19 protein-coding genes are annotated in these 18,401 nt (G+C 57.0%); 12 read left to right on the top strand and 7 right to left on the bottom strand.

Translation table 11 applies throughout. The features are described from left to right. Positions 1-100 precede the first annotated feature (100 nt). The gene (locus ACO0LO_RS06890; protein ID WP_422963452.1) at positions 101-802 is read left to right on the top strand and encodes a TetR/AcrR family transcriptional regulator; all 702 of its coding nucleotides are present in this window, start codon (positions 101-103) and stop codon (positions 800-802) included. A 7-nt stretch (positions 803-809) separates the two neighbouring features. Here ACO0LO_RS06890 and ACO0LO_RS06885 read toward each other — a convergent pair whose 3' ends face one another. The 3 genes from ACO0LO_RS06885 to ACO0LO_RS06875 are packed head-to-tail and all read right to left on the bottom strand — an operon-like array spanning position 810 to position 3,748. Continuing rightward, the gene (locus tag ACO0LO_RS06885; RefSeq protein ID WP_422963451.1) at positions 810-1,916 is read right to left on the bottom strand and encodes a threonine aldolase family protein; all 1,107 of its coding nucleotides are present in this window, start codon (positions 1,914-1,916) and stop codon (positions 810-812) included. Between the two features lie 43 nt (positions 1,917-1,959). Further along, positions 1,960-2,784, bottom strand: a complete 825-nt coding sequence (locus ACO0LO_RS06880) for a LytR/AlgR family response regulator transcription factor (protein WP_422963450.1) — start codon at positions 2,782-2,784, stop codon at positions 1,960-1,962. A 4-nt stretch (positions 2,785-2,788) separates the two neighbouring features. Beyond that, the gene (locus ACO0LO_RS06875) at positions 2,789-3,748 is read right to left on the bottom strand and encodes a sensor histidine kinase (protein ID WP_422963449.1); all 960 of its coding nucleotides are present in this window, start codon (positions 3,746-3,748) and stop codon (positions 2,789-2,791) included. Positions 3,749-3,943: 195 nt separating this feature from the next. Here ACO0LO_RS06875 and argH point away from each other — a divergent pair, with 195 nt between their 5' ends. The 6 genes from argH (at position 3,944) to ACO0LO_RS06845 (ending at position 10,135) form a co-directional block, all read left to right on the top strand. After that, positions 3,944-5,338 carry an argininosuccinate lyase gene (gene argH, locus ACO0LO_RS06870; protein ID WP_422963448.1) on the top strand — a complete coding sequence of 465 codons (1,395 nt, stop codon included), beginning with the start codon at positions 3,944-3,946 and terminating at the stop codon, positions 5,336-5,338. Between the two features lie 244 nt (positions 5,339-5,582). Next, the gene (locus ACO0LO_RS06865) at positions 5,583-6,731 is read left to right on the top strand and encodes an ABC transporter substrate-binding protein (protein WP_422963447.1); all 1,149 of its coding nucleotides are present in this window, start codon (positions 5,583-5,585) and stop codon (positions 6,729-6,731) included. A gap of 153 nt (positions 6,732-6,884) precedes the next feature. Next, positions 6,885-7,766 carry a branched-chain amino acid ABC transporter permease gene (locus ACO0LO_RS06860; RefSeq protein WP_422963446.1) on the top strand — a complete coding sequence of 294 codons (882 nt, stop codon included), beginning with the start codon at positions 6,885-6,887 and terminating at the stop codon, positions 7,764-7,766. Positions 7,767-7,770: 4 nt separating this feature from the next. Beyond that, entirely contained in the window at positions 7,771-8,664 is an 894-nt protein-coding gene (locus ACO0LO_RS06855) for a branched-chain amino acid ABC transporter permease (protein ID WP_422963445.1), read from the top strand. Beyond that, complete coding sequence (locus ACO0LO_RS06850; protein WP_422963444.1) at positions 8,664-9,431, top strand: ABC transporter ATP-binding protein; 768 nt, start codon at positions 8,664-8,666, stop codon at positions 9,429-9,431. The genes ACO0LO_RS06855 and ACO0LO_RS06850 overlap by 1 nt, the downstream gene beginning before the upstream one ends. Continuing rightward, positions 9,422-10,135 carry an ABC transporter ATP-binding protein gene (locus ACO0LO_RS06845; RefSeq protein ID WP_422963443.1) on the top strand — a complete coding sequence of 238 codons (714 nt, stop codon included), beginning with the start codon at positions 9,422-9,424 and terminating at the stop codon, positions 10,133-10,135. The genes ACO0LO_RS06850 and ACO0LO_RS06845 overlap by 10 nt, the downstream gene beginning before the upstream one ends. Here the strand turns inward: ACO0LO_RS06845 and ACO0LO_RS06840 are convergent. Further along, entirely contained in the window at positions 10,110-11,033 is a 924-nt protein-coding gene (locus tag ACO0LO_RS06840) for a LysR family transcriptional regulator (RefSeq protein ID WP_422963442.1), read from the bottom strand. The two genes, ACO0LO_RS06845 and ACO0LO_RS06840, sit on opposite strands and share 26 nt — an antisense overlap. A 143-nt stretch (positions 11,034-11,176) precedes the next feature. On the opposite strand from ACO0LO_RS06840, the gene ACO0LO_RS06835 reads away from it, so the two are divergent. Next, on the top strand, positions 11,177-12,424 hold the full coding sequence (locus tag ACO0LO_RS06835) for an MFS transporter (RefSeq protein WP_422963441.1): 1,248 nt from the start codon (positions 11,177-11,179) through the stop codon (positions 12,422-12,424). Positions 12,425-12,479: 55 nt separating this feature from the next. Here the strand turns inward: ACO0LO_RS06835 and pmbA are convergent, their stop codons facing one another. Continuing rightward, positions 12,480-13,832 carry a metalloprotease PmbA gene (pmbA, locus tag ACO0LO_RS06830; protein ID WP_422963440.1) on the bottom strand — a complete coding sequence of 451 codons (1,353 nt, stop codon included), beginning with the start codon at positions 13,830-13,832 and terminating at the stop codon, positions 12,480-12,482. An 84-nt stretch (positions 13,833-13,916) separates the two neighbouring features. Between pmbA and yjgA the strand changes: the two genes are divergently transcribed. The 4 genes from yjgA (at position 13,917) to ACO0LO_RS06810 (ending at position 16,651) form a co-directional block, all read left to right on the top strand. Further along, positions 13,917-14,516, top strand: a complete 600-nt coding sequence (gene yjgA, locus ACO0LO_RS06825; protein ID WP_422963439.1) for a ribosome biogenesis factor YjgA — start codon at positions 13,917-13,919, stop codon at positions 14,514-14,516. Then, on the top strand, positions 14,506-15,141 hold the full coding sequence (gene mog / locus ACO0LO_RS06820) for a molybdopterin adenylyltransferase (protein ID WP_422963493.1): 636 nt from the start codon (positions 14,506-14,508) through the stop codon (positions 15,139-15,141). The genes yjgA and mog overlap by 11 nt, the downstream gene beginning before the upstream one ends. 107 nt (positions 15,142-15,248) lie before the next feature. Next, on the top strand, positions 15,249-15,920 hold the full coding sequence (locus ACO0LO_RS06815) for an alpha/beta hydrolase (protein WP_422963438.1): 672 nt from the start codon (positions 15,249-15,251) through the stop codon (positions 15,918-15,920). A gap of 110 nt (positions 15,921-16,030) precedes the next feature. Then, positions 16,031-16,651: an esterase/lipase family protein gene (locus ACO0LO_RS06810; RefSeq protein ID WP_422963437.1), complete on the top strand. Its 621-nt coding sequence runs from the start codon at positions 16,031-16,033 to the stop codon at positions 16,649-16,651. A 40-nt stretch (positions 16,652-16,691) separates the two neighbouring features. On the opposite strand, the gene ACO0LO_RS06805 is transcribed toward ACO0LO_RS06810, so the two are convergent. Together ACO0LO_RS06805 and purU are read right to left on the bottom strand one after the other, a co-directional pair. After that, the gene (locus ACO0LO_RS06805) at positions 16,692-17,234 is read right to left on the bottom strand and encodes a YaeQ family protein (protein WP_422963436.1); all 543 of its coding nucleotides are present in this window, start codon (positions 17,232-17,234) and stop codon (positions 16,692-16,694) included. Between the two features lie 73 nt (positions 17,235-17,307). Next, positions 17,308-18,177, bottom strand: a complete 870-nt coding sequence (gene purU / locus ACO0LO_RS06800) for a formyltetrahydrofolate deformylase (protein ID WP_422963492.1) — start codon at positions 18,175-18,177, stop codon at positions 17,308-17,310. Positions 18,178-18,401: the final 224 nt, after the last annotated feature.

Raw genomic sequence — 18,401 nt, 5'->3', positions numbered from 1 at the left:
CATTATTGGCGTTAACTTTTCCAAAGTCAAGAAATGAAACGATTTCATTTCATTAAATTGAGATATACTGCGTCAAAATGGCATCATGCAGGAGTTCTTGATGGATGAATCGACAATGAAATCCGGTGGCGCGGCCAAAGATAGCGCCAATCCGAAAAAAGCAGCAAAAACGAAGGCTCATGGCGTGGGACGCCCGCGCCAGGATGACGTCGAAGACCGCCTGGAGAATCTGATGAATACGGCGCTCAAGCTGTTCCTGGAGCACGGCTACGGCAATGTCAGCCTGGAAACTATCGCCAAGGCAGCCCATGTGGCAGTGCGCACCATCTATGTGAAATTCGGCGGCAAAATCGGCTTGCTGAGTGCCGCCATCACCATGAACCGTGAGCAGGCTTTTGCCGGCCTGCTGAACATGGAGGACGACGACCGCCCTCTGCCGGAAGTGCTGCTAGATTTTGGCAAGCGCTTTCTGGGCATAGTCATGACTGAACGCGCTGGCCACCTGCAAAGGATAGTGTTTGCGGAGGCCAAGCGCAGCCCCGACATGGCAACTGCATTTTATAATGCAGGTCCCATCCAGACCAGGCAGATGCTGACCCGCTACTTTGCGCGCGAAGACGTACGCGCGCAGCTGAGGGAGGATTTGTCTGTCGATACCTTGACGGGCCATTTCCTCGGTTGCCTTTCAGGAGACATATTTGTGCGCCTGGTGATGGTCGTCAGGGACATGAGCAACCAGGAAATCCGCGAGCGCGCGGAGCTTGCCGTATCACTGTTTTTATCGGGGGCACGCCGGCAGTGAGCTGGTCTCAAGCAGGGGTGCGGCTCAGTTCAAGCAATTTCTGAAAATAAGGCAATACCGTGTCGTTCGAAAGCCCAAGCAATCCATCTCCGACATAGAGTTCGGTAAAGCTCCAGCCTGGGACCTCGGCAGCCCGAACCGCGCCGACTACCCAGCACCTGTCTTCCTCGGCAATGCGGTCCCGTGCCGCCATCACGCGATCTTCATGGGCGTCAAAATAGAGATGCATCATGTTTGCTTGCGGCATGCGCGGATTGACCCGCACCCCGGGCAAGGCATTCAGCCCCTCCGCCAGCACGACTGCCCGTTCCAGGCAATCATCCATCTGGGTCAGACGCTGGTCGAATCGCATTGCCGCAGACGCCACCATCGGGCTCTGGTGCACCAGCGTGCCGCCCATGCGCCGCTGCCAGATACGGGCGGTGGCAACCAGTTCTTCATCGCCGAGCAAGACAGCACCCGCAATCCCGCCTATGCCCTTGTACATGGACACGTAGACGGAATCAAAGCCCTCGACGATCTCTGCATGGGTCTTTCCATAAAAGGCCCGGCTTTCCCATAGCCGCGCGCCATCCATGTGCAAGGGAATACCGCGTTCCTTCGCTTTCTCTTTCAGTGCCTGCAATTCATCCCACGCAGGAAGCTGGCCTCCGGCGCAACGGATGGGCAATTCCACCAGCAGGCAGGCAAGCCTTTGTTTGACGGCATCCAGGTCGGACGCCAGCATTGGCCGCAGGCGGTCGCCCACCGGCGCACCATGCAGCTTCAGCAGGGCTTCGTACGCCTGCTCTTCATGGCCTATCAGGTGGGAAGTTGGGTGCAGGCCGAAGCGCGGCAAACCGCTGCGTTCCGCCCAAATTTGCACAGCGATCAGCTGCGCCATCACGCCGCTGGGCATGAACACCGCGGCAGGTTTGCCTAGCAACTGGGCTATTTTCTGCTCAAATTTGCTCAGCAACTCACCTTCCCCATAGACATCGTGTTCGACGTTATTGGCTTCGCACCAGTCTGCAAGGGCCCGGAATTCCTCGGCCGGGCTGAGGCTCCGAAAGCCGGGAAACACGAGTGTGCATTGATTGCGGAGCTGCTGGCGTTGTGCGCTGGTGTTGTTCATTGAATTGGAGAGTTTGGATAGGATGGGGCGGCGCTGGACAATGTCAGCGCACAAGTGATTTGATGACCGGCCACTGGCGGCGGGAAACAGGCAGCCGCTCATCCGTATCACGCAGGATGACTTGCCACGACTCGCTGATTTTTTCAAGAACACCATCAGCGCCCATCGACTGCGGGGCATTTTTGTCACTACCCTGATGCGCCAGATGGCTGACCCGTTCAACGCCCCGGATGGCATTGCGCGCGATCAGCGCGTTCCGGTGCACGCGCACCAGCACGTCGGCCATTTCTTCCTCTATCGACACCAGCGCTTCTTCCAGCAAGTAGCTGCGCTCGCGGGTGTGCAGTGTGACGTATTTTTGCTCTGCCTTCAGGAACAGCACGTCTGCCACCGGCACCAGCAATACCCTGCCCCGCTCCAGTACTGAAAAATTCCGGCGCCGTTCCGGTGCCGTGGCAATAGCGGCATCCGCTTGCCGGGAGCCTGCGCGGATGCGGCTGGCACGCAGGATGGCCTCTTCCAGCCGCGCGGCGCGCACCGGCTTCAACAAATAGTCCAGCGCGTGGACGTCAAAGGCTTTCACAGCGTACTCGTCATAGGCTGTAATAAATATGATGGCCGGGGCCGCTGCATCCATATTGTCGGTCAGATGCCGCGCCAGCTCCAGCCCCGTCATGCCGGGCATCTGCACATCCAGCAACACGATATCCGGCCTGGACGACATGATGGCATCCAGTGCTTCCTGGGCATTGCCGGCCTCGCCTGCCAGTTCGCAGGAACAAGTGTCCTGAATGTCAGACAGCAGCGTTGCCAGCCTTTGCCTGGCAGGAGCCTCGTCGTCGACAATGAAAATTCTATGCTTGTGCATCTGCTTATTTTTTGTAAGGAAAATACAGTTTCACTTCAAACCTGTCGCCGACAACCCCATGGCTCAGGCCAGCCTCCATATCGTAAAGCAGGCGCAGCCGTTCGCGGATATTATTCAAGGCCATGTGATTGCTTCCCGGCATAGCAACGGCGCCATGGTAAGGGTTGACGATGCGTATATCAATTTTATCCAGTTTGCGCTGTATGTCCACCTCGATACACGCGGGCTGGGTCGATGGCTCCACACCATAGTGCACCGCATTTTCCAGCAAGGGTTGCAGCAATAAGGTGGCGATACGGCTATTTTGCAGTTCAGACTCAGTGAGGTTGGCAACGCTCCACTCCACCGCCAGCCGTTCGCCAAGGCGGATTTTTTCGATTGAAAGGTACTGCTTGCACAGATGAATCTCCTCTTTCAGTGTGCTCATATCGCGGGTATCGCGCATCAATATCCTGAACAGGTCTGCGAGGTCTTCCAGTGTCGTCTCAGCACGGCGCGGCTCCGTACGTATCATCGATAGCACTGCATTGAGGCTGTTGAACAGAAAATGCGGGCGTATCCTGGCCTGCAATGCCTGCAATTGGGCTTCGCCGAGCGCAGGCGAAAATGCCTTGGTGCGCAGTTCAAAATAGTGTTGCAGCGCGAGGCCGACGACAAAACAGATCAGCGTCGCATAACCCAGGTGCAGATGCGGGTAACTGTTGCCGAACCAGTCGAATCTCGAAAAATAGATGAGCAGCAAGCCGCAAATAGCCGCGGGAATGGCGCCGCACGCCACACGCTGCAGCCAGCCGGGAAAGGAATACAGTAGCGACAGTCTCCTTGCTCCGCAGAGCAATAGCAAAGAAAACAGGCTGATGGTTTCGACCAGCATCGCCATTTCAATAAAATCCTGCAACGCATCCGAGTTGCCCTGTCCGCGCGACATCAGCGCCAGCAGCACCATGACGTTGGCGGCGATCAATATTCGAAAAACAATGCCAATATTGCAGCAGTCCGGAATCAGGGACGTATTACGGCCCGCCGTTATCGGACTTTTTTCTTCAGATCGCATGATAAGAACGACCTGTTCCAGCCGGCCATGCATGGCCTTCGTTTCCAAATTGACGATGACAGTTCACTAGTGCCTTATAATTAAGGGATAACACTGGAAACCACTATGACATCACAATTCTCTAAAAAAAGCGAGGCATGGTCTGCCCGTTTCTCCGAACCCGTCTCCGATCTGGTCAAACGCTACACCGCCTCGGTATTTTTTGATAACCGCATGGCTGCCTTTGATATCGAGGGCTCGCTGGCCCACGCCGAAATGCTGGCTGCTCAAAATATCATCAATGCACAGGACTATGCCGATATCCAGCGCGGCATGGCGCAGATTAAGGCCGAAATCGATGCCGGCAAATTTGAGTGGCTGCTGGATCTGGAAGATGTGCACCTGAACATAGAAAAACGCCTGACCGAACTGGTCGGCGATGCCGGCAAGCGCCTGCATACCGGCCGCTCGCGCAACGACCAGGTGGCGACTGACATTCGCCTGTATGTGCGTTCTTCCATCGACATCATCGTCGGCCTGTTGGGCGACCTGCGCCTGGCCCTGCTGAACCTTGCGGAACAGCATGCTGAAACCATTCTGCCTGGTTTTACGCACATGCAGGTTGCGCAGCCGATTACCTTCGGCCACCACATGCTGGCCTATGTGGAGATGTTCAGCCGCGATGCGGAACGCATGCTGGATTGCCGCAAGCGCGTCAACCGCCTGCCGCTGGGCGCCGCTGCGCTGGCCGGCACGACATTTCCTATCGACCGCGAACGGGTTGCCAGGACGCTGGGATTTGAGGATGTGTGCCACAACTCGCTGGATGCAGTGTCGGACCGCGATTTCGCAATTGAGTTCTGCGCTGCCGCGGCACTGGTCATGACCCATGTCTCCCGCATGTCGGAAGAGCTGGTGATCTGGATGAGCCCGAGGGTAGGTTTCATCGATATCGCCGACCGTTTCTGCACCGGCTCATCCATCATGCCGCAAAAGAAAAATCCCGACGTGCCGGAACTGGCACGCGGCAAGACCGGCCGCGTCAACGGGCACCTGATCGCGCTGCTGACTTTGATGAAGGGCCAGCCGCTGGCCTATAACAAGGACAACCAGGAAGACAAGGAACCATTGTTCGACACGGTAGACACTGTTGTCGATACGCTGCGTATTTTTGCGGACATGGCCACCGGCATCACCGTAAAGGCGGATGCAATGCGCGCCGCCGCGCTGCAGGGCTACGCTACTGCGACCGACCTGGCCGATTACCTGGTCAAAAAGGGCCTGCCTTTCCGCGATGCCCATGAGGCAGTGGCGCTCGCCGTGCGTACCTGTGTGGACAAAGGCTGCGACCTGAGCGACATGAGCCTGGCTGATTTGCAGAAATTTTCCACGCTGATCGGCGATGACGTCTTCGCCGTGCTGACGCTGGAAGGCTCTGTCGCCGCGCGCGACCATATCGGCGGCACAGCACCGAACCAGGTCAAGGCGGCAATCGCCCGCGCCCGCGCAAAGCTGGGCTGATATCGGCATGAGACGATATGCCGGGCCAGCCTCAGAGGCTGCCCCGGCTTTGCCATTTCCACCCTGCCCTTGGCTTCGTATTTTCACTTAAGTAGTTATGCTGCATTGCCGCATGATGTTTTATTGCCGCATTTTCTGACCAAACATACAATTTCCGGCGATAATAAATAAAGAAAAAGAGTGAACTTGATAAAAAGTTATTAATAAAAACTTTTTAATAAAACTTATAACAGGAGAGAAAACAATGTCATATCGGATGAAAGCTCTGGTTGCGAGCACCATGCTTGCCTGGTCAGCCGCCAGCGTTGCTGCAGATATCAAGATCGGTGTTGCCGAAGCGTTGACCGGCCCTGCCGCGAAATACGGCGTCGCCATCAAAAACGGTTTCACACTGGCTGCCGATGAACTGAACGCCAAAGGCGGCGTCAACGGCAATAAAATTGTGCTGGTCATAGAAGATGAACAGGGCAAAAAAGAAGAAGCCATCAACGTTTTCAAAAAACTGATTTTCCAGGATAAGGTGCTGATGGTATTCGGCCCTACCTTGTCCAACTCGGCCTTTGCCGCCGATCCTATTGCCAATGCATCCAAAACGGTCGTGTTCGGCACCAGCAACACGGCAGACGGCATCACCAATATGGGCCCGTTCACTTTCCGTAACTCCGTAATGGAAGCCGACGTTTTGCCGGTTACTACGCGTGCGGCGGTCAAGCAGTTCGGCATCAAGAAAGTCGCCGTCCTGTACGGTAACGACGATGCATTCACGAAGAGCGGCTACGACGTCTTCAAGGCGGCGCTGGAAGCGCAAAAAATAGCCGTTACCGATACCGAAACCTATGCCAAGGGCGATGTGGATTTCAAGGCGCAGCTGACCAAGATCAAGGCCACCAATCCGGATGCCATCATCTGTTCCTGCCTGGCGGAAGAAGCCGCCAATATCATCCTGCAGACCCGCTCCCTGGGCATGAAGCAGCCATTTGTCGGCGGCAACGGCTTCAACTCGCCCAAGCTGTTTGAGATCGCCAAGGATGGCGCCGACAATACGCTGATGGGCAGCCCCTGGTCGGCAGAAAATCCGGCCTCCGCCAACAAGAAGTTCATGATGGACTACAAAGCCAAGTTCGGCGGCGACCCTGACCAGTTTGCTGCACAGGCCTTCGATGCGATGCAGATCGTGGCCGAAGCGCTGGCAAAAGTGAAATTGAGCGGCAACCTGGAAAAAGACCGCCTGGCATTGCGCGATGCACTGCCTGCGGTGAAATATGACGGAGCAACCGGCAAATTTGCCTTCCGCCGCGCAGCTGCGCAAGGTGGCAAGGAAGTCGGTTACGACGCCCAGCAAGATGCTATCGTGAACATCGCCAAGGGCGGCAAGTTCATTTTGTTGAAGTAAAAAACAAGTGCGCCGCTGTCCTCCGGGGATGGCGGCAGCCTTCACGTCCTGGTAGCAAACTTAGGGGGTGAGCCATTCCCTCCCATCAGATGGATACAGCGCACCGCCATTGCTCATAGCAAAGTCTTCGCATTTTTTTCTTCAGCAGGTGCCATGTTAGAACAACAACTGATCAATGCCCTTTCGCTAGGCAGCGTGTACGCGCTGTTTGCGCTCGGTTTTACGCTGGTGTTCGGCGTGCTGGGGGTTATCAACCTGTCGCACGGCGCGATTTTCATGCTGGGCAGCTATATTGCGCTACTGCTTGTCAACAAGTTCGCGATGTCTTTATGGCTGGCCATGCTGCTGGCGATGCTGGTTACCGGCCTGATAGGCCTGATTGTCGATTTCCTTGTATTGCGGCCACTGCGCAAGCGCAATGCGCCCCACCTGATACCGATGATTGCGACAATAGGCGTGGCCATCATGATCACCAATATCGCGCAGGGCGTATTCGGCGCAGAAAACAAGCGTTTCCCGTTTGGCACCATTCCTGAAGACAGCTTCACCGTGGGCAACCTGCACCTGACTGCGGTTCAGCTGGCGATTGTGCTTATTTCATTCGTGCTGATGATCATCCTGCTGGCCATAATGCGGCGTACCCAGCTGGGCCGCGCCTTGCGCGCGATTGCCGAGTCGCCCAAAGCTGCCTACCTGTTGGGCATCAACGTGGAGGGCCTATTCTTCCTGACTTCATTTGCCGCCGCAGCGCTGGGCGGGGCAGCCGGCGTACTGGTGGGATTGTCCTTCAATGCGATTTCACCCTTCATGGGCCAGCCCATGCTGCATAAAGGCATTGCAGTGATCATCCTGGGGGGCATGGGCGATATCCGCGGCGCCATGATAGGCGGGCTGTTCCTCGGTTTTGCCGAAGTGCTGAGCGTGGCTTACCTGTCCAGCGATTTCCGCGATGCGGTTGCTTTCGGTTTGCTGTTTTTGATCTTGTTAGTCCGTCCTTCCGGCATGTTTGGCAAGATTTTGGAAAGAAAGGCTTAAGATCATGCTCGAATGGTGGGACGGATTCTGGGCTATCTATAGCACGGTCATTTTCAGCCTGGGCATCAATGCGATGCTGGCGCTGTCAATTTACTTAACGCTGTCCTGTGGCCTGCTGTCGCTGGCCAATGCGGCGTTCATGGGCATAGGCGCCTATGCGGCGTCAATGATCAGCATGCAAACCTCGCTGCCCTTCCCGCTTGCCTTGCTGGCAGCGGCTGCACTACCGGCGCTGGTGGCGCTGATTATCGGCATTCCCACGCTGCGGCTGTCGGGCGTGTACCTCGCCATGGCCACATTAGGTTTCGGCGAAGTCGTCAGGGTGGTTGTGCTGAACCTGGACATTACCGGCGGCCCGATGGGCTTGAACGGCATTCCGCTGAAGACAGAATGGTGGCATATCGTGCTGCTGCTTGCTGTCACACTGTACGCATTGGCCAGGCTGCGCCGCTCCAAGGTGGGCCGCGCGTTTGAAGCGATCAAGCAGGATGAGACCGCGGCGCGGCTGATGGGTGTCAATGTGTCGGCGTACAAACTGCTGGCTTTTGTACTGGGCGCAGTCATTGCAGGCGTGGCCGGAGGCCTGAATGCACATTACACCTTCACGATAGGCCCCGGCAATTATGCATTTGAGAATGCGGTGGACATACTGACCATGGCCGTTTTCGGCGGCACCGGCAACCTCATCGGACCGGTCATTGGCAGCACGGCCTTGACGTTGCTGCCGGAGTTGATGCGCTATCTGAAAGACTTCCGCCTTGCGGCCAATGGCCTGATCCTGATCCTGGTGGTGCTGTACCTGCCCAAGGGCATCTGGGATCCGCTGCGCATACGTGCTTTCTGGGAACGCCGCGCACAAAAGAAAAACATGGCGAGTAAAACTGGAAAGGCCGGCTAATGCTGCAACTTAATGCCATCAGTAAGAATTTCGGCGGCCTGCACGTGCTGCAGGACGTGAATTTCAGCGTCGCGCAAGGCAGCATTTTTGGGCTGATCGGCCCCAACGGCGCCGGCAAGACCACGATCATCAACCTGATCACCGGCCTGCTGCGCCCCTCCAGCGGCGGTATCAGTTTCAACGGCCAGGATCTGACGACAGTACAGCCGCATCGCATTACCAAACTCGGCATCGCCCGCACCTTCCAGAACATCCGCATTTTCAAGGAAATGACACTGCTGGAAAACGTCGTGGTCGGCATGCATGATCATCTTGATTACGGTGTGGCCGGCATCCTGTTCAATCTCGGCGGCTTCCGGGCCGCAGAAAGCAAGGCGCGCGAGCGCGCCATGGAACTGTTGTCCTGGGTACGGCTGGACCATAAGGCGCAGATGCTGGCGGATAACTTGTCCTATGGCGAGCAGAGGAAGCTGGAATTCGCCCGCGCGCTGGCGACCGAGCCTAAACTATTGTTGCTGGATGAGCCGGTGGCCGGCATGAACCCGGCAGAGAAAACGGAATTGATGACAGAGATCGTCAACATCAAGCAAAGAGGCTTTACCATCTTCATGATCGAGCACGACATGCGATTCGTGATGGAACTCTGCGAAAAAATCGCGGTGCTCAACTTCGGCAAGATCATTGCCGAGGGCGCACCGGCGGAAATCCGCAGCAATCCTGCCGTCATCGAAGCCTACCTGGGCAAGGAGGATGAAGCATGGGCATAATCCTCCAGATAAAAGACCTTGCCGTTTCCTACGGCCACATCGAGGCCGTCAAAGGCATCAGCCTGGAATTGCATGAAGGCGAGATCACTGCGCTGGTTGGCGCCAACGGCGCGGGAAAAAGTACCTCGCTGCTGGCGGTTTCAGGTTTGCTGAAACCCGATAGCGGCCACGTCATGCTGGATGGTAAAGATCTGACCAAACTGCCGCCACACCGCATTGTCCGGAACGGTGTCGTGCAAGTGGCCGAGGGCCGTGCCATCCTGACCACGCTGACCGTGCGTGAAAACCTGGAGCTAGGCGCCTATACCCGTAAGGACAGGCTGCAGGTGCTGAAAGACCTGGCCTGGGTGTTTGCGCTGTTCCCTGTACTGAAAACCCGCGAAGCCGGCCTGGCAGGAAATTTGTCCGGTGGCGAGCAGCAGATGCTGGCGATTGCCCGCGCGCTGATGGCCAAGCCCCGAGTGCTGCTGCTGGATGAGCCGTCCATGGGGCTGGCGCCGCTGATGGTGCAGGAAATTTTCCGCGTACTGAAAGAAATCAACCAGACCGGCCTGACCATCCTACTGGTGGAGCAGAACGTACGCCAGGCACTGAAGATCGCGCAACGCGGCTACGTGCTGGAAAACGGCAAGATCGTGCTGGCTGACAGTGGGCAGAACCTGCTGCACAACCCACGTGTCATAGAGGCGTATCTGGGAGCCTGACCAAGTTCTTCCCCTTTGCGCCTCCAGCCATTTGCAGGAAGGCCGTCTTCAGCGGATTATCGTCATCGGCCAGATGGGCCAGCATCAGCGTCGTTTTGGATGCCGCCCCGGCCATAGGGCGGTAGCTGACGCCGCTCAGCTGTATGTTCTTATAGGATTCCGGCAGGATGGAAACGCCGAATCCGGCCGCCACCAGGCCTATGATCGTAGAAGCTTCCTGCGCCTCCTGCACGATCTTCGGCTCAAATCCTGCTTCCCTGCACAGGTGCTCGACCTGACGCGACAACCCCGTGCCCGCGCGGTGCGGGTACATGATGAAGGATTCCTCGGCCAGCTCCCTGAACGGAATCGACTTCAGCTTCGACAGCCGGTGCCCCGCAGGCATGACGAGCAGCAGCGGGTCTACGCTAAGCACCGTCAGTGCGATATTTTTTGCAATCTCCATCTCCGTGGGACGGATGAAGCCCAAATCCAGTTGGCGCTCCGCCACGGCCTCCAGTTGGCGCATGGTCGGCATTTCACGCAAACTGAGAGTCACCTGCGGAAATTGTTTCCTGAATAAATTGATCACGGTAGGGAAAATTTCGGTGAAAGGCGTGGACGGCGTAAACCCTATCCGCAGCTCCCCTATTTCCCCCTTGTCCATGCGGCGCGCGGTTTGTCCGGCTTGCTCGGACAGCGCCAATATTTTCCTGGCGTCGTCCAGGAAAGACTTGCCGGCCGGCGTCAGCCTCACCCAGCGCTTGCTGCGCTCCAGCAGGCGTACCCCTATTTCTTCTTCCAGCGCCTGGATTTGCTGGCTCAGCGGAGGCTGGCCGATGTGCAGCCGCTCCGCTGCCCTGGTAAAGTGCAGTTCTTCGGCGACCGTGACAAAATAGCGGAGATGGCGCAGTTCCATGGCCTGTTATCTGTTTAAAGTATTAAAAAATGCATAAATATATATTTGACTGTATTAAAGCACGAAACTAACATGCTATCCATGGTGGACTGGCCTGGATTTTGTCTCCTGACCATTGTCCGCCTGAATACCGAGAGTTTGATATGCATACCCCAGCCTTACCCGGCTTTTCCGACGCGCAGGAAACCGCGCCGGCACAGATACAGATAGGCACGCCCGAATTCCAGCGAGTCAAGCGCGCGCTGTTCTTCGGCGGATTTTCCACATTTGCGCTGCTGTATTGCGTCCAGCCGCTGATGCCGCTGTTTTCGCATGAGTTCCACCTGAGCCCATCGGAAAGCAGCTGGTCGCTTTCCATATCGACCGCGGCGCTGGCGATCTGTCTGCTGTTTGCCAGCGCGGTATCCGACGCGCTGGGACGCAAGCCCTTGATGTGCTTCGCCTTGTTTGCCTCCGCTGCCATGACGGTATGCTGCGCGTTTGCGCAGAATTATGCGCAACTGCTGGTCTGCCGTGCGCTGCTGGGCATCGTGCTGGCCGGACTGCCTGCAGTGGCCATGGCTTACCTGAGTGAGGAAATAGAACCGAAGTCGCTCGGTTATGCGATGGGTTTGTATATAGGCGGCAGCGCTTTTGGCGGCATGATGGGCCGCGTCGTCTCTTCGGTCCTCAGCGATCACCTGAGCTGGCGCATTGCGCTGCTGATCGTTGGCGTAGCTGGACTGGCAGCGGCTGCCGAATTTCTACGCAGCCTGCCGGCCTCCAGAAATTTCAGCAAGCGCCCCCTAAGTTTTGCTGCGATGCCGGCCTCCGTCATCAAGCATTTCAGCGATGAGGGCTTGCCATGGTTTTTCCTGATCGGATTCTTGCTGATGGGGTGCTTTGTCAGCTTGTACAACTACATCAGCTATCGCTTGCTGGGGCCGGAATTCGGCCTGAGCCAGAGCGCGGTCGGCGCGATCTCGTCACTGTACCTGCTCGGCATTTTCAGTTCGGTATGGTCCGGCAAGATGGCGGATAAATTCGGCCGCCGACGCGTATTGTGGATGTTGATTGTGGCCATGCTGTCGGGCTTGCTGCTGACGCTGGCGCATGGCCTGGCGCTGATTGTCGGTGGCATTGCCTTGTTCACCTTCGGTTTCTTCGGCGGGCATTCAATCACCAGCAGCTGGGTAGGCCGTCGCGCCCGGCCTCCGCAGGCGCTGGCTTCGGCCCTGTATCTGTTCGCCTATTATCTGGGATCCAGCCTGATCGGCTCCTGCTCTGGCCTGGTGTGGAAATTCGACGACTGGAACGGCGTAGTCATGGTGCTCGCCACCCTGCTGATTGCCGCCGTCGCAATATCCCTGCGCCTTTCCAGGCTGGCGCAACTGCAACCGCTGCCTGCCTGAAAAAAATCCCCGCTTGCATATAACGGGGATTTTGTTTAAGTCCGGCTGGTCCGGATCAGCTTCCGGCGATGGTCATGCTCTCAAGCAGGATGGAGCCGGTTTCCTTGGTGCCCCGTATCAGAGAATCGGCGCCGATGGCGGCTATCTGCTGAAACATTTCCTTCATGTTGCCGGCGATAGTGATCTCTTCCACCGGGTACTGAATTTCGCCTCTTTCCACCCAATAGCCGGATGCACCGCGCGAGTAATCGCCGGTAACGTAGTTCACGCCCTGCCCCATCAGTTCCGTTACCAGCAGGCCGGTATCCAGTTTTTTCAGCATGGCCTTGAAGTTGTCCGTGCGTTTGGTCAGTGATGACGTCATTGCCAGGTTATGCGAACCGCCGGCATTGCCGGTGGTTTGCATACCCAGTTTGCGCGCGGAATAGCAGGACAGGAAATACCCCTGCAGCACGCCGTTGTCCACGACATTGCGGCGATGGGTCTTGACACCTTCGTCATCGAAAGGAGAAGATCCAACCGCGCCGACTACATGCGGGTCTTCCGTGACCTGCACATGCGACGGGAAGATGCGGCTGCCCAGTGTATCCAGCAGGAAAGTCGATTTGCGGTACAGCGCGCCGCCGGATACTGCCTGCACGAAGGCGCCCAGCAGGCCTGCCGCCAGCGGCGCCTCAAACAGTACCGGGCACTTACGTGTATCCAGCTTGCGCGCGTTCAGGCGTGCAAGCGCCCTTTGCGCCGCATAGATGCCGATCTCTTCTGGTTTTGCCAGGTTTTTTGCGTTGCGCACTGAAGAATACCAGTCGTCGCGCTGCATGCGCGAGCCCTTGCCGGCGATAGGCGCTACCGATATCGTGTGGCGCGAAAACGGATAGCCGCCGATAAAACCGCGCGAATTGGCTGACACAAAATGCGATTGCTGCACATGGACACCGGCTCCCTCGCTGTTGGTAATGCGTTTATCCACGGAAAATGCAGCCGCTTCGGTGCGGGTAGCGAGTTCTATCGCTTCTTCCGCAGAAATCAGCCACGGATAGCATAATTTCAAGTCTTTAGGATGCATTTCAAGCAACTCTGCCTCCGGCAGACCTGCGCAGTCGTCTTCCGCCGTAAAACGGGCGATGTTGTAGGCGGCTTCTACCGTAGCCTGCAGTGAGGCCTGCGAAAAATCGGATGTACTGGCGTTGCCGCGCTTTTGTCCGATATAAACGGTGACGCCTATGCCCTTGTCCTTGTTTTGTTCTATGGTCTCGACTTTACCCTTGCGTACGCTCACGGACAAACCTCCGCCTTCGCTGACTTCCACAGCGGCGTCAGAAGCGCCTTTTTCGCGCGCAAATCGCAGCATATCCTGCGCAATTTGCTTCAATTGGTCCTGGGTATGGGTAAAAACGGGTTGGCTCATGGGCTGTGTAATTTGGGGTGTACGGATAAAGAGGGTATCATAGCAGTCGTTTCAATAAGTTTATAGAATAAAGGCGCCAGAAATATGCCAAATCCGAATAGAGGCTCAGTCGGCTTCCAATCCAACGAGTTCGAGCAAGAATACGATCGCCCTTCCAAATCGCAGTTAAAACGCGAAATGACCGCCCTGCAAAAATTGGGGCAGGAACTGGTGGAGCAGCCCCGCGACCGTGTCAAACGGGTACCCATGCCGGAAGACGTCCGCGAGGCTATCCTCATCTGCCAGCAGATCAAGGACCATGAAGGCCGTCGCCGCCAGATGCAGTATGTGGGCAAAAAAATGCGCACACTGGACGAGGACGAAATCGCAGCCATCCAGAAGACCCTGGATAGCTGGAAAGGTCTGTCCAAGTCCGATACGGCAGCCATGCACGCGCTGGAGCGTCGCCGCGAGAAATTGCTGACCGATGGCGAGGCATTGACCGAGTTGCTGGCAGAAAATCCTGAACTGGATGTGCAGCACCTGCGCACGCTGATCCGTAACGCGCGCAAGGAACAGGCAGAGAACAAGCCGCCGAAAGCCTACCGCGAGATCTTCCAGATACTGAAGCAGATTGCCGCCGCCAGGAATGGAGGCAATGCAGACGCGGATGAAGAAGAGGACGACGAACAAGATGACGAGTGAGCCTGTCAGCAGCACCTTAGCTCCGGATACCTTGAAGATAGGACTGGTATCCATCTCCGACCGCGCCTCCAGCGGGGTCTACCAGGACCAGGGTCTGCCGGCATTGCAGGAGTGGTTCGGCCAGGCGCTCAGCAGCGCCTGGACCATGGAAACCCGACTGATTCCTGACGAGCGCCCGGCGATAGAACAGGCACTGAAGGACCTGGTCGACGTCAGCCGCTGCGACCTGGTCATCACGACCGGGGGCACCGGCCCTTCGCGGCGGGATGTTACGCCCGAAGCGACACTGGCGGTGGCCACCAAGGAAATGCCGGGTTTCGGTGAACAGATGCGACAAATCAGCCTGCAATTCGTTCCCACGGCCATCCTGTCGCGGCAGGTTGCGGTGATACGTGAAACGGCGGAACATGCCGCGCTGATTCTGAACCTGCCCGGCCAGCCGAAATCCATCAAGGAAACGCTGGAAGGTTTAAAAGATCCCGACGGTAAGCAGCTTGTGTCCGGTATCTTCGCTGCAGTCCCTTATTGCATAGACCTGATAGGCGGGCCTTACATCGAGACCCACGACGCTGTATGCAAGGCTTTCCGGCCGAAATCTGCGATCCGTGGCGCGGCAGCAAAATAAGAGACGCCTGTTGTTCAGGGCGCTCGCGGCTGCCTGCGCATCTTGTGCAATGCCTGCATGTAGAAAACAGCCATCAACAGTCATCAACTGAACTACCCAGACAAACCATGACCAAACTACTCGACACCATAGAACTGGAAAGCGGCCCCAACCCTTCCGCGGCGATTATCTGGATGCACGGCCTGGGCGCCGACGCCAACGACTTCGTCCCCATTGCCAAGGAGCTGGACCTGAGCGGCTGCCCAGACATCCGCTTCGTGTTCCCGAATGCGCCGACGATGCCGGTCACCATCAATAATGGTTACGTCATGCGCTCCTGGTACGACATTCTGGGAACGGATCTTGCCAGGCGCGAAGATGAAGCCGGTTTGCGCGCGTCGCAGGCATCCGTGGAGCAACTGGTCGCGCGCGAAATATCCCGCGGCATTCCCACGGAACGCATCATCCTCGCCGGCTTTTCGCAAGGCTGTGCGATGACCTTGCAGACCGGCCTGCGCTATCCGCAGAAACTGGGCGGCCTGCTGTGCCTGTCCGGCTACCTGCCGCTGCGAGACCTGGTTGCTGCGGAACGCAGCGCGGCCAACCAGGATACGCCTATATTTCTGGCCCACGGCCGCGGCGACCAGATGATCCAGATCCAGCGCGCTGAACAGTCGCGCGACCTGCTGGCAGCGATGGGCTACAAAGTCGAGTGGCATGAATACATGATGCAGCACTCAGTCTGCCAGGAAGAAATCGACGACATCGGCCCCTGGCTGCGCCGCGTCTTGGCTGCATAATTTTTGCTGACGGCATGCGCGCCCCCCTGCCGGGTTATGCATGCAAAGCGCCGTTCGACGCGCCTGCCGGCGCCAAAAAACCGGGCCGAGTATTAAGAAAAGGATAAAAGATGCACGTCCTCTACGTACACGGCATGGGGCGTTCGCCCATCTCGGGATTTCCCATCCGCAAGCGGATGCGGAAGAATGGCCATGTCTTCGAAGGTTTCCATTATTCGGTGTCGATGGAGAGCTTTGACCAGATCGTCGTTCGCCTGAGCGGCAAGCTGCAGGAACTTGCAGCGCGGGGCGATTATGTGGTGCTGGGCCATTCACTGGGAGGCGTATTGCTGCGGGCTGTCATCTCCGCGCTGCCGCCGGGCACGCGCATGCCGCGTCGGCTGTTCCTGCTGGGTTCCCCCACCAGCTCCTCCCGCATCGCCAGAAAATTACGCAACTTCTTTGTCTACAAGCTGCTTACCGGCGATTGCGGCCAATTGCTGGCGTCGTATGAGCGCATGCAGGCAATCCCGGCAGTGACAGTGCCGACCACGGCCATGATAGGCAACAGAGGCATCAACGGCCGCTTCACGCCCTTTGGCGATGAAGGCAATGACAGCATCGTCTCTTTTTCTGAAGTAAAAGCGGACTGGGCGGAAGAGACCGTGCACGTGCCGGTCATTCATGCATGGCAGCCATCCAGCTGGCAGGTCGCTGACCTGCTGCTGGAGCGCATCCAGGCAATGCGTTAGTAAAGCCCCGGCAAATCCGGACAGCGGAATGTCTGGCCGCCTAGGCTTCTGCCTTGAAGGTTTCCAGGTCTACCTGCACCGAAGTTTCTCCTGCCGTCAGCCAGATCTGCCCGTCCTGTATCGTGCATTGCAGCTGCATATTACGCTGCGCCAGCTTGGTCAGCGCTTCGCTGGTTGCCGCGGGCACGTTCATGACCTTCAGATTTTTTGCACGGTCCAGGCGGCTGTTCATTTGCTTCCACCAGATATCGCTGGTGCTGGAATAGCTGTAGACCACCACTTTTTCCGATCTGCCGCAGGCTTTCAGCAAACGCCTGTCATCGGGCTGGCCGGCTTCCACCCACAGCTGTATCGCTTCGGTATAGTCTTTTTGCCACAGATCCGGCTCTTCAACGTCCGACAGACCTTTGGCGAAGCTGAGGCTTTCGCTGGCGTGGATGGCAAATGCCAGCACGCGCACCATCATGCGCTCGTCGGTCTCAGACGGGTGGCGGGCAATGGTCAGGCTGTGTTCTGCGTAATAGCCGCGATCCATGTCGGCAATGCTCAGGTCTGCTTTGTAAATGATCGATTTTAATGCCATGTTCTTAATGCTCTGCCCGGCCGCAAGGGCCGGAAAATAGGTAACTGAATGGATTGTTGCGGACGTCGTCCGCTTATTTAAACACCACGGTCTTGTGGCCGTTCAGCAGTATCCTGTGTTCGACAAACCACTTCACCGCGCGCGCCAGTACCACGCATTCGACGTCGCGGCCGATTGCCGTCAAGGTATCCGGCCCCATCGAATGGTCCACGCGCTCCACGTCTTGCTCAATGATCGGTCCCTCGTCCAGGTCGCCGGTCACAAAATGGGCAGTTGCCCCGATCAGCTTGACGCCGCGTTCATGCGCCTGGTAGTAAGGCTTGGCGCCTTTGAAGCTGGGCAGGAAGGAGTGGTGGATGTTGATGGCCTTGCCTGTCAGCGCGGCGCACATGTCGGGCGACAGTATCTGCATGTAACGCGCCAGCACGACGAGCTCAATGTCATTGTCGGCGACTATTTCCAGCACCTTGCGTTCCTGCACCTGCTTTGCTTCGGCCGTTGCGCCGGCAGCCAGCGGCAGATGGTGGAAAGGGATATTGTAGCTGGCAGCCAGCTGGTAAAAGTCAGTATGGTTGGAGACGATGGCGCGGATTTCCACCGGCAGCAGGCCGCTCTTGTAGCGGAACAGCAGGTCGTTCAAACAATGACCTATCTTGGACACCATCAGCATGACCCGCGGCTTGTGGTGCGCGTCGTGCAGTTGCCACTGCATGCGCATATCCGCGCCCAAGGCCGTAAATTCCGCACGCAGCGCCTGATCGCCGATCTGCGCGTCTTCGGCAGAAAAATGCACGCGCATGAAAAACAGCTGTGACTGCGCATCCCCAAACTGGGCTGAGTCAATGATGTTGCAGCCGTGCTGCGCCAAAAAGCCGGAAACCTTGTGGACGATGCCGCGCTGGTCGGGGCACGAAAGAGTAAGTATGTATTCTGGATGCATAATGGTGTTCTATACACAAATCATTGGCTGATTTGTTTCTGAAAGCGAATATTATTTTGCGGAATGAAGAAAATACTTAACTTCCAATTATCTCATGTCGGAAGCGCTTATCCTAGTCCGCAGGCAGTGCATCGACACTGAGAGCAAAAATATAAGTTCAATTAAAAAGCACGACCGTTCTTAATAATGTATAGTTGCGCACATAGAGTCCGTTGCGGGCGTATTGC

Source organism: Undibacterium sp. TJN25 (assembly GCF_049339885.1).
Taxonomy (GTDB): domain Bacteria; phylum Pseudomonadota; class Gammaproteobacteria; order Burkholderiales; family Burkholderiaceae_D; genus Undibacterium.
Note: the sequence above shows the minus strand (reverse complement) of the source record. Positions and strands in the feature narration are given on the sequence as shown.

Coding starts and splice junctions, on each gene's coding strand:
- pmbA (WP_422963440.1), bottom strand. CDS start 13,832: ATGAGCCAACCCGTTTTTACCCATACCCAGGACCAATTGAAGCAAATT.
- ACO0LO_RS06860 (WP_422963446.1), top strand. CDS start 6,885: ATGTTAGAACAACAACTGATCAATGCCCTTTCGCTAGGCAGCGTGTAC.
- ACO0LO_RS06845 (WP_422963443.1), top strand. CDS start 9,422: ATGGGCATAATCCTCCAGATAAAAGACCTTGCCGTTTCCTACGGCCAC.
- argH (WP_422963448.1), top strand. CDS start 3,944: ATGACATCACAATTCTCTAAAAAAAGCGAGGCATGGTCTGCCCGTTTC.
- ACO0LO_RS06840 (WP_422963442.1), bottom strand. CDS start 11,033: ATGGAACTGCGCCATCTCCGCTATTTTGTCACGGTCGCCGAAGAACTG.
- ACO0LO_RS06850 (WP_422963444.1), top strand. CDS start 8,664: ATGCTGCAACTTAATGCCATCAGTAAGAATTTCGGCGGCCTGCACGTG.
- yjgA (WP_422963439.1), top strand. CDS start 13,917: ATGCCAAATCCGAATAGAGGCTCAGTCGGCTTCCAATCCAACGAGTTC.
- ACO0LO_RS06880 (WP_422963450.1), bottom strand. CDS start 2,784: ATGCACAAGCATAGAATTTTCATTGTCGACGACGAGGCTCCTGCCAGG.
- ACO0LO_RS06890 (WP_422963452.1), top strand. CDS start 101: ATGGATGAATCGACAATGAAATCCGGTGGCGCGGCCAAAGATAGCGCC.
- ACO0LO_RS06865 (WP_422963447.1), top strand. CDS start 5,583: ATGTCATATCGGATGAAAGCTCTGGTTGCGAGCACCATGCTTGCCTGG.
- ACO0LO_RS06835 (WP_422963441.1), top strand. CDS start 11,177: ATGCATACCCCAGCCTTACCCGGCTTTTCCGACGCGCAGGAAACCGCG.
- ACO0LO_RS06885 (WP_422963451.1), bottom strand. CDS start 1,916: ATGAACAACACCAGCGCACAACGCCAGCAGCTCCGCAATCAATGCACA.
- ACO0LO_RS06815 (WP_422963438.1), top strand. CDS start 15,249: ATGACCAAACTACTCGACACCATAGAACTGGAAAGCGGCCCCAACCCT.
- ACO0LO_RS06805 (WP_422963436.1), bottom strand. CDS start 17,234: ATGGCATTAAAATCGATCATTTACAAAGCAGACCTGAGCATTGCCGAC.
- mog (WP_422963493.1), top strand. CDS start 14,506: ATGACGAGTGAGCCTGTCAGCAGCACCTTAGCTCCGGATACCTTGAAG.
- ACO0LO_RS06855 (WP_422963445.1), top strand. CDS start 7,771: ATGCTCGAATGGTGGGACGGATTCTGGGCTATCTATAGCACGGTCATT.
- ACO0LO_RS06810 (WP_422963437.1), top strand. CDS start 16,031: ATGCACGTCCTCTACGTACACGGCATGGGGCGTTCGCCCATCTCGGGA.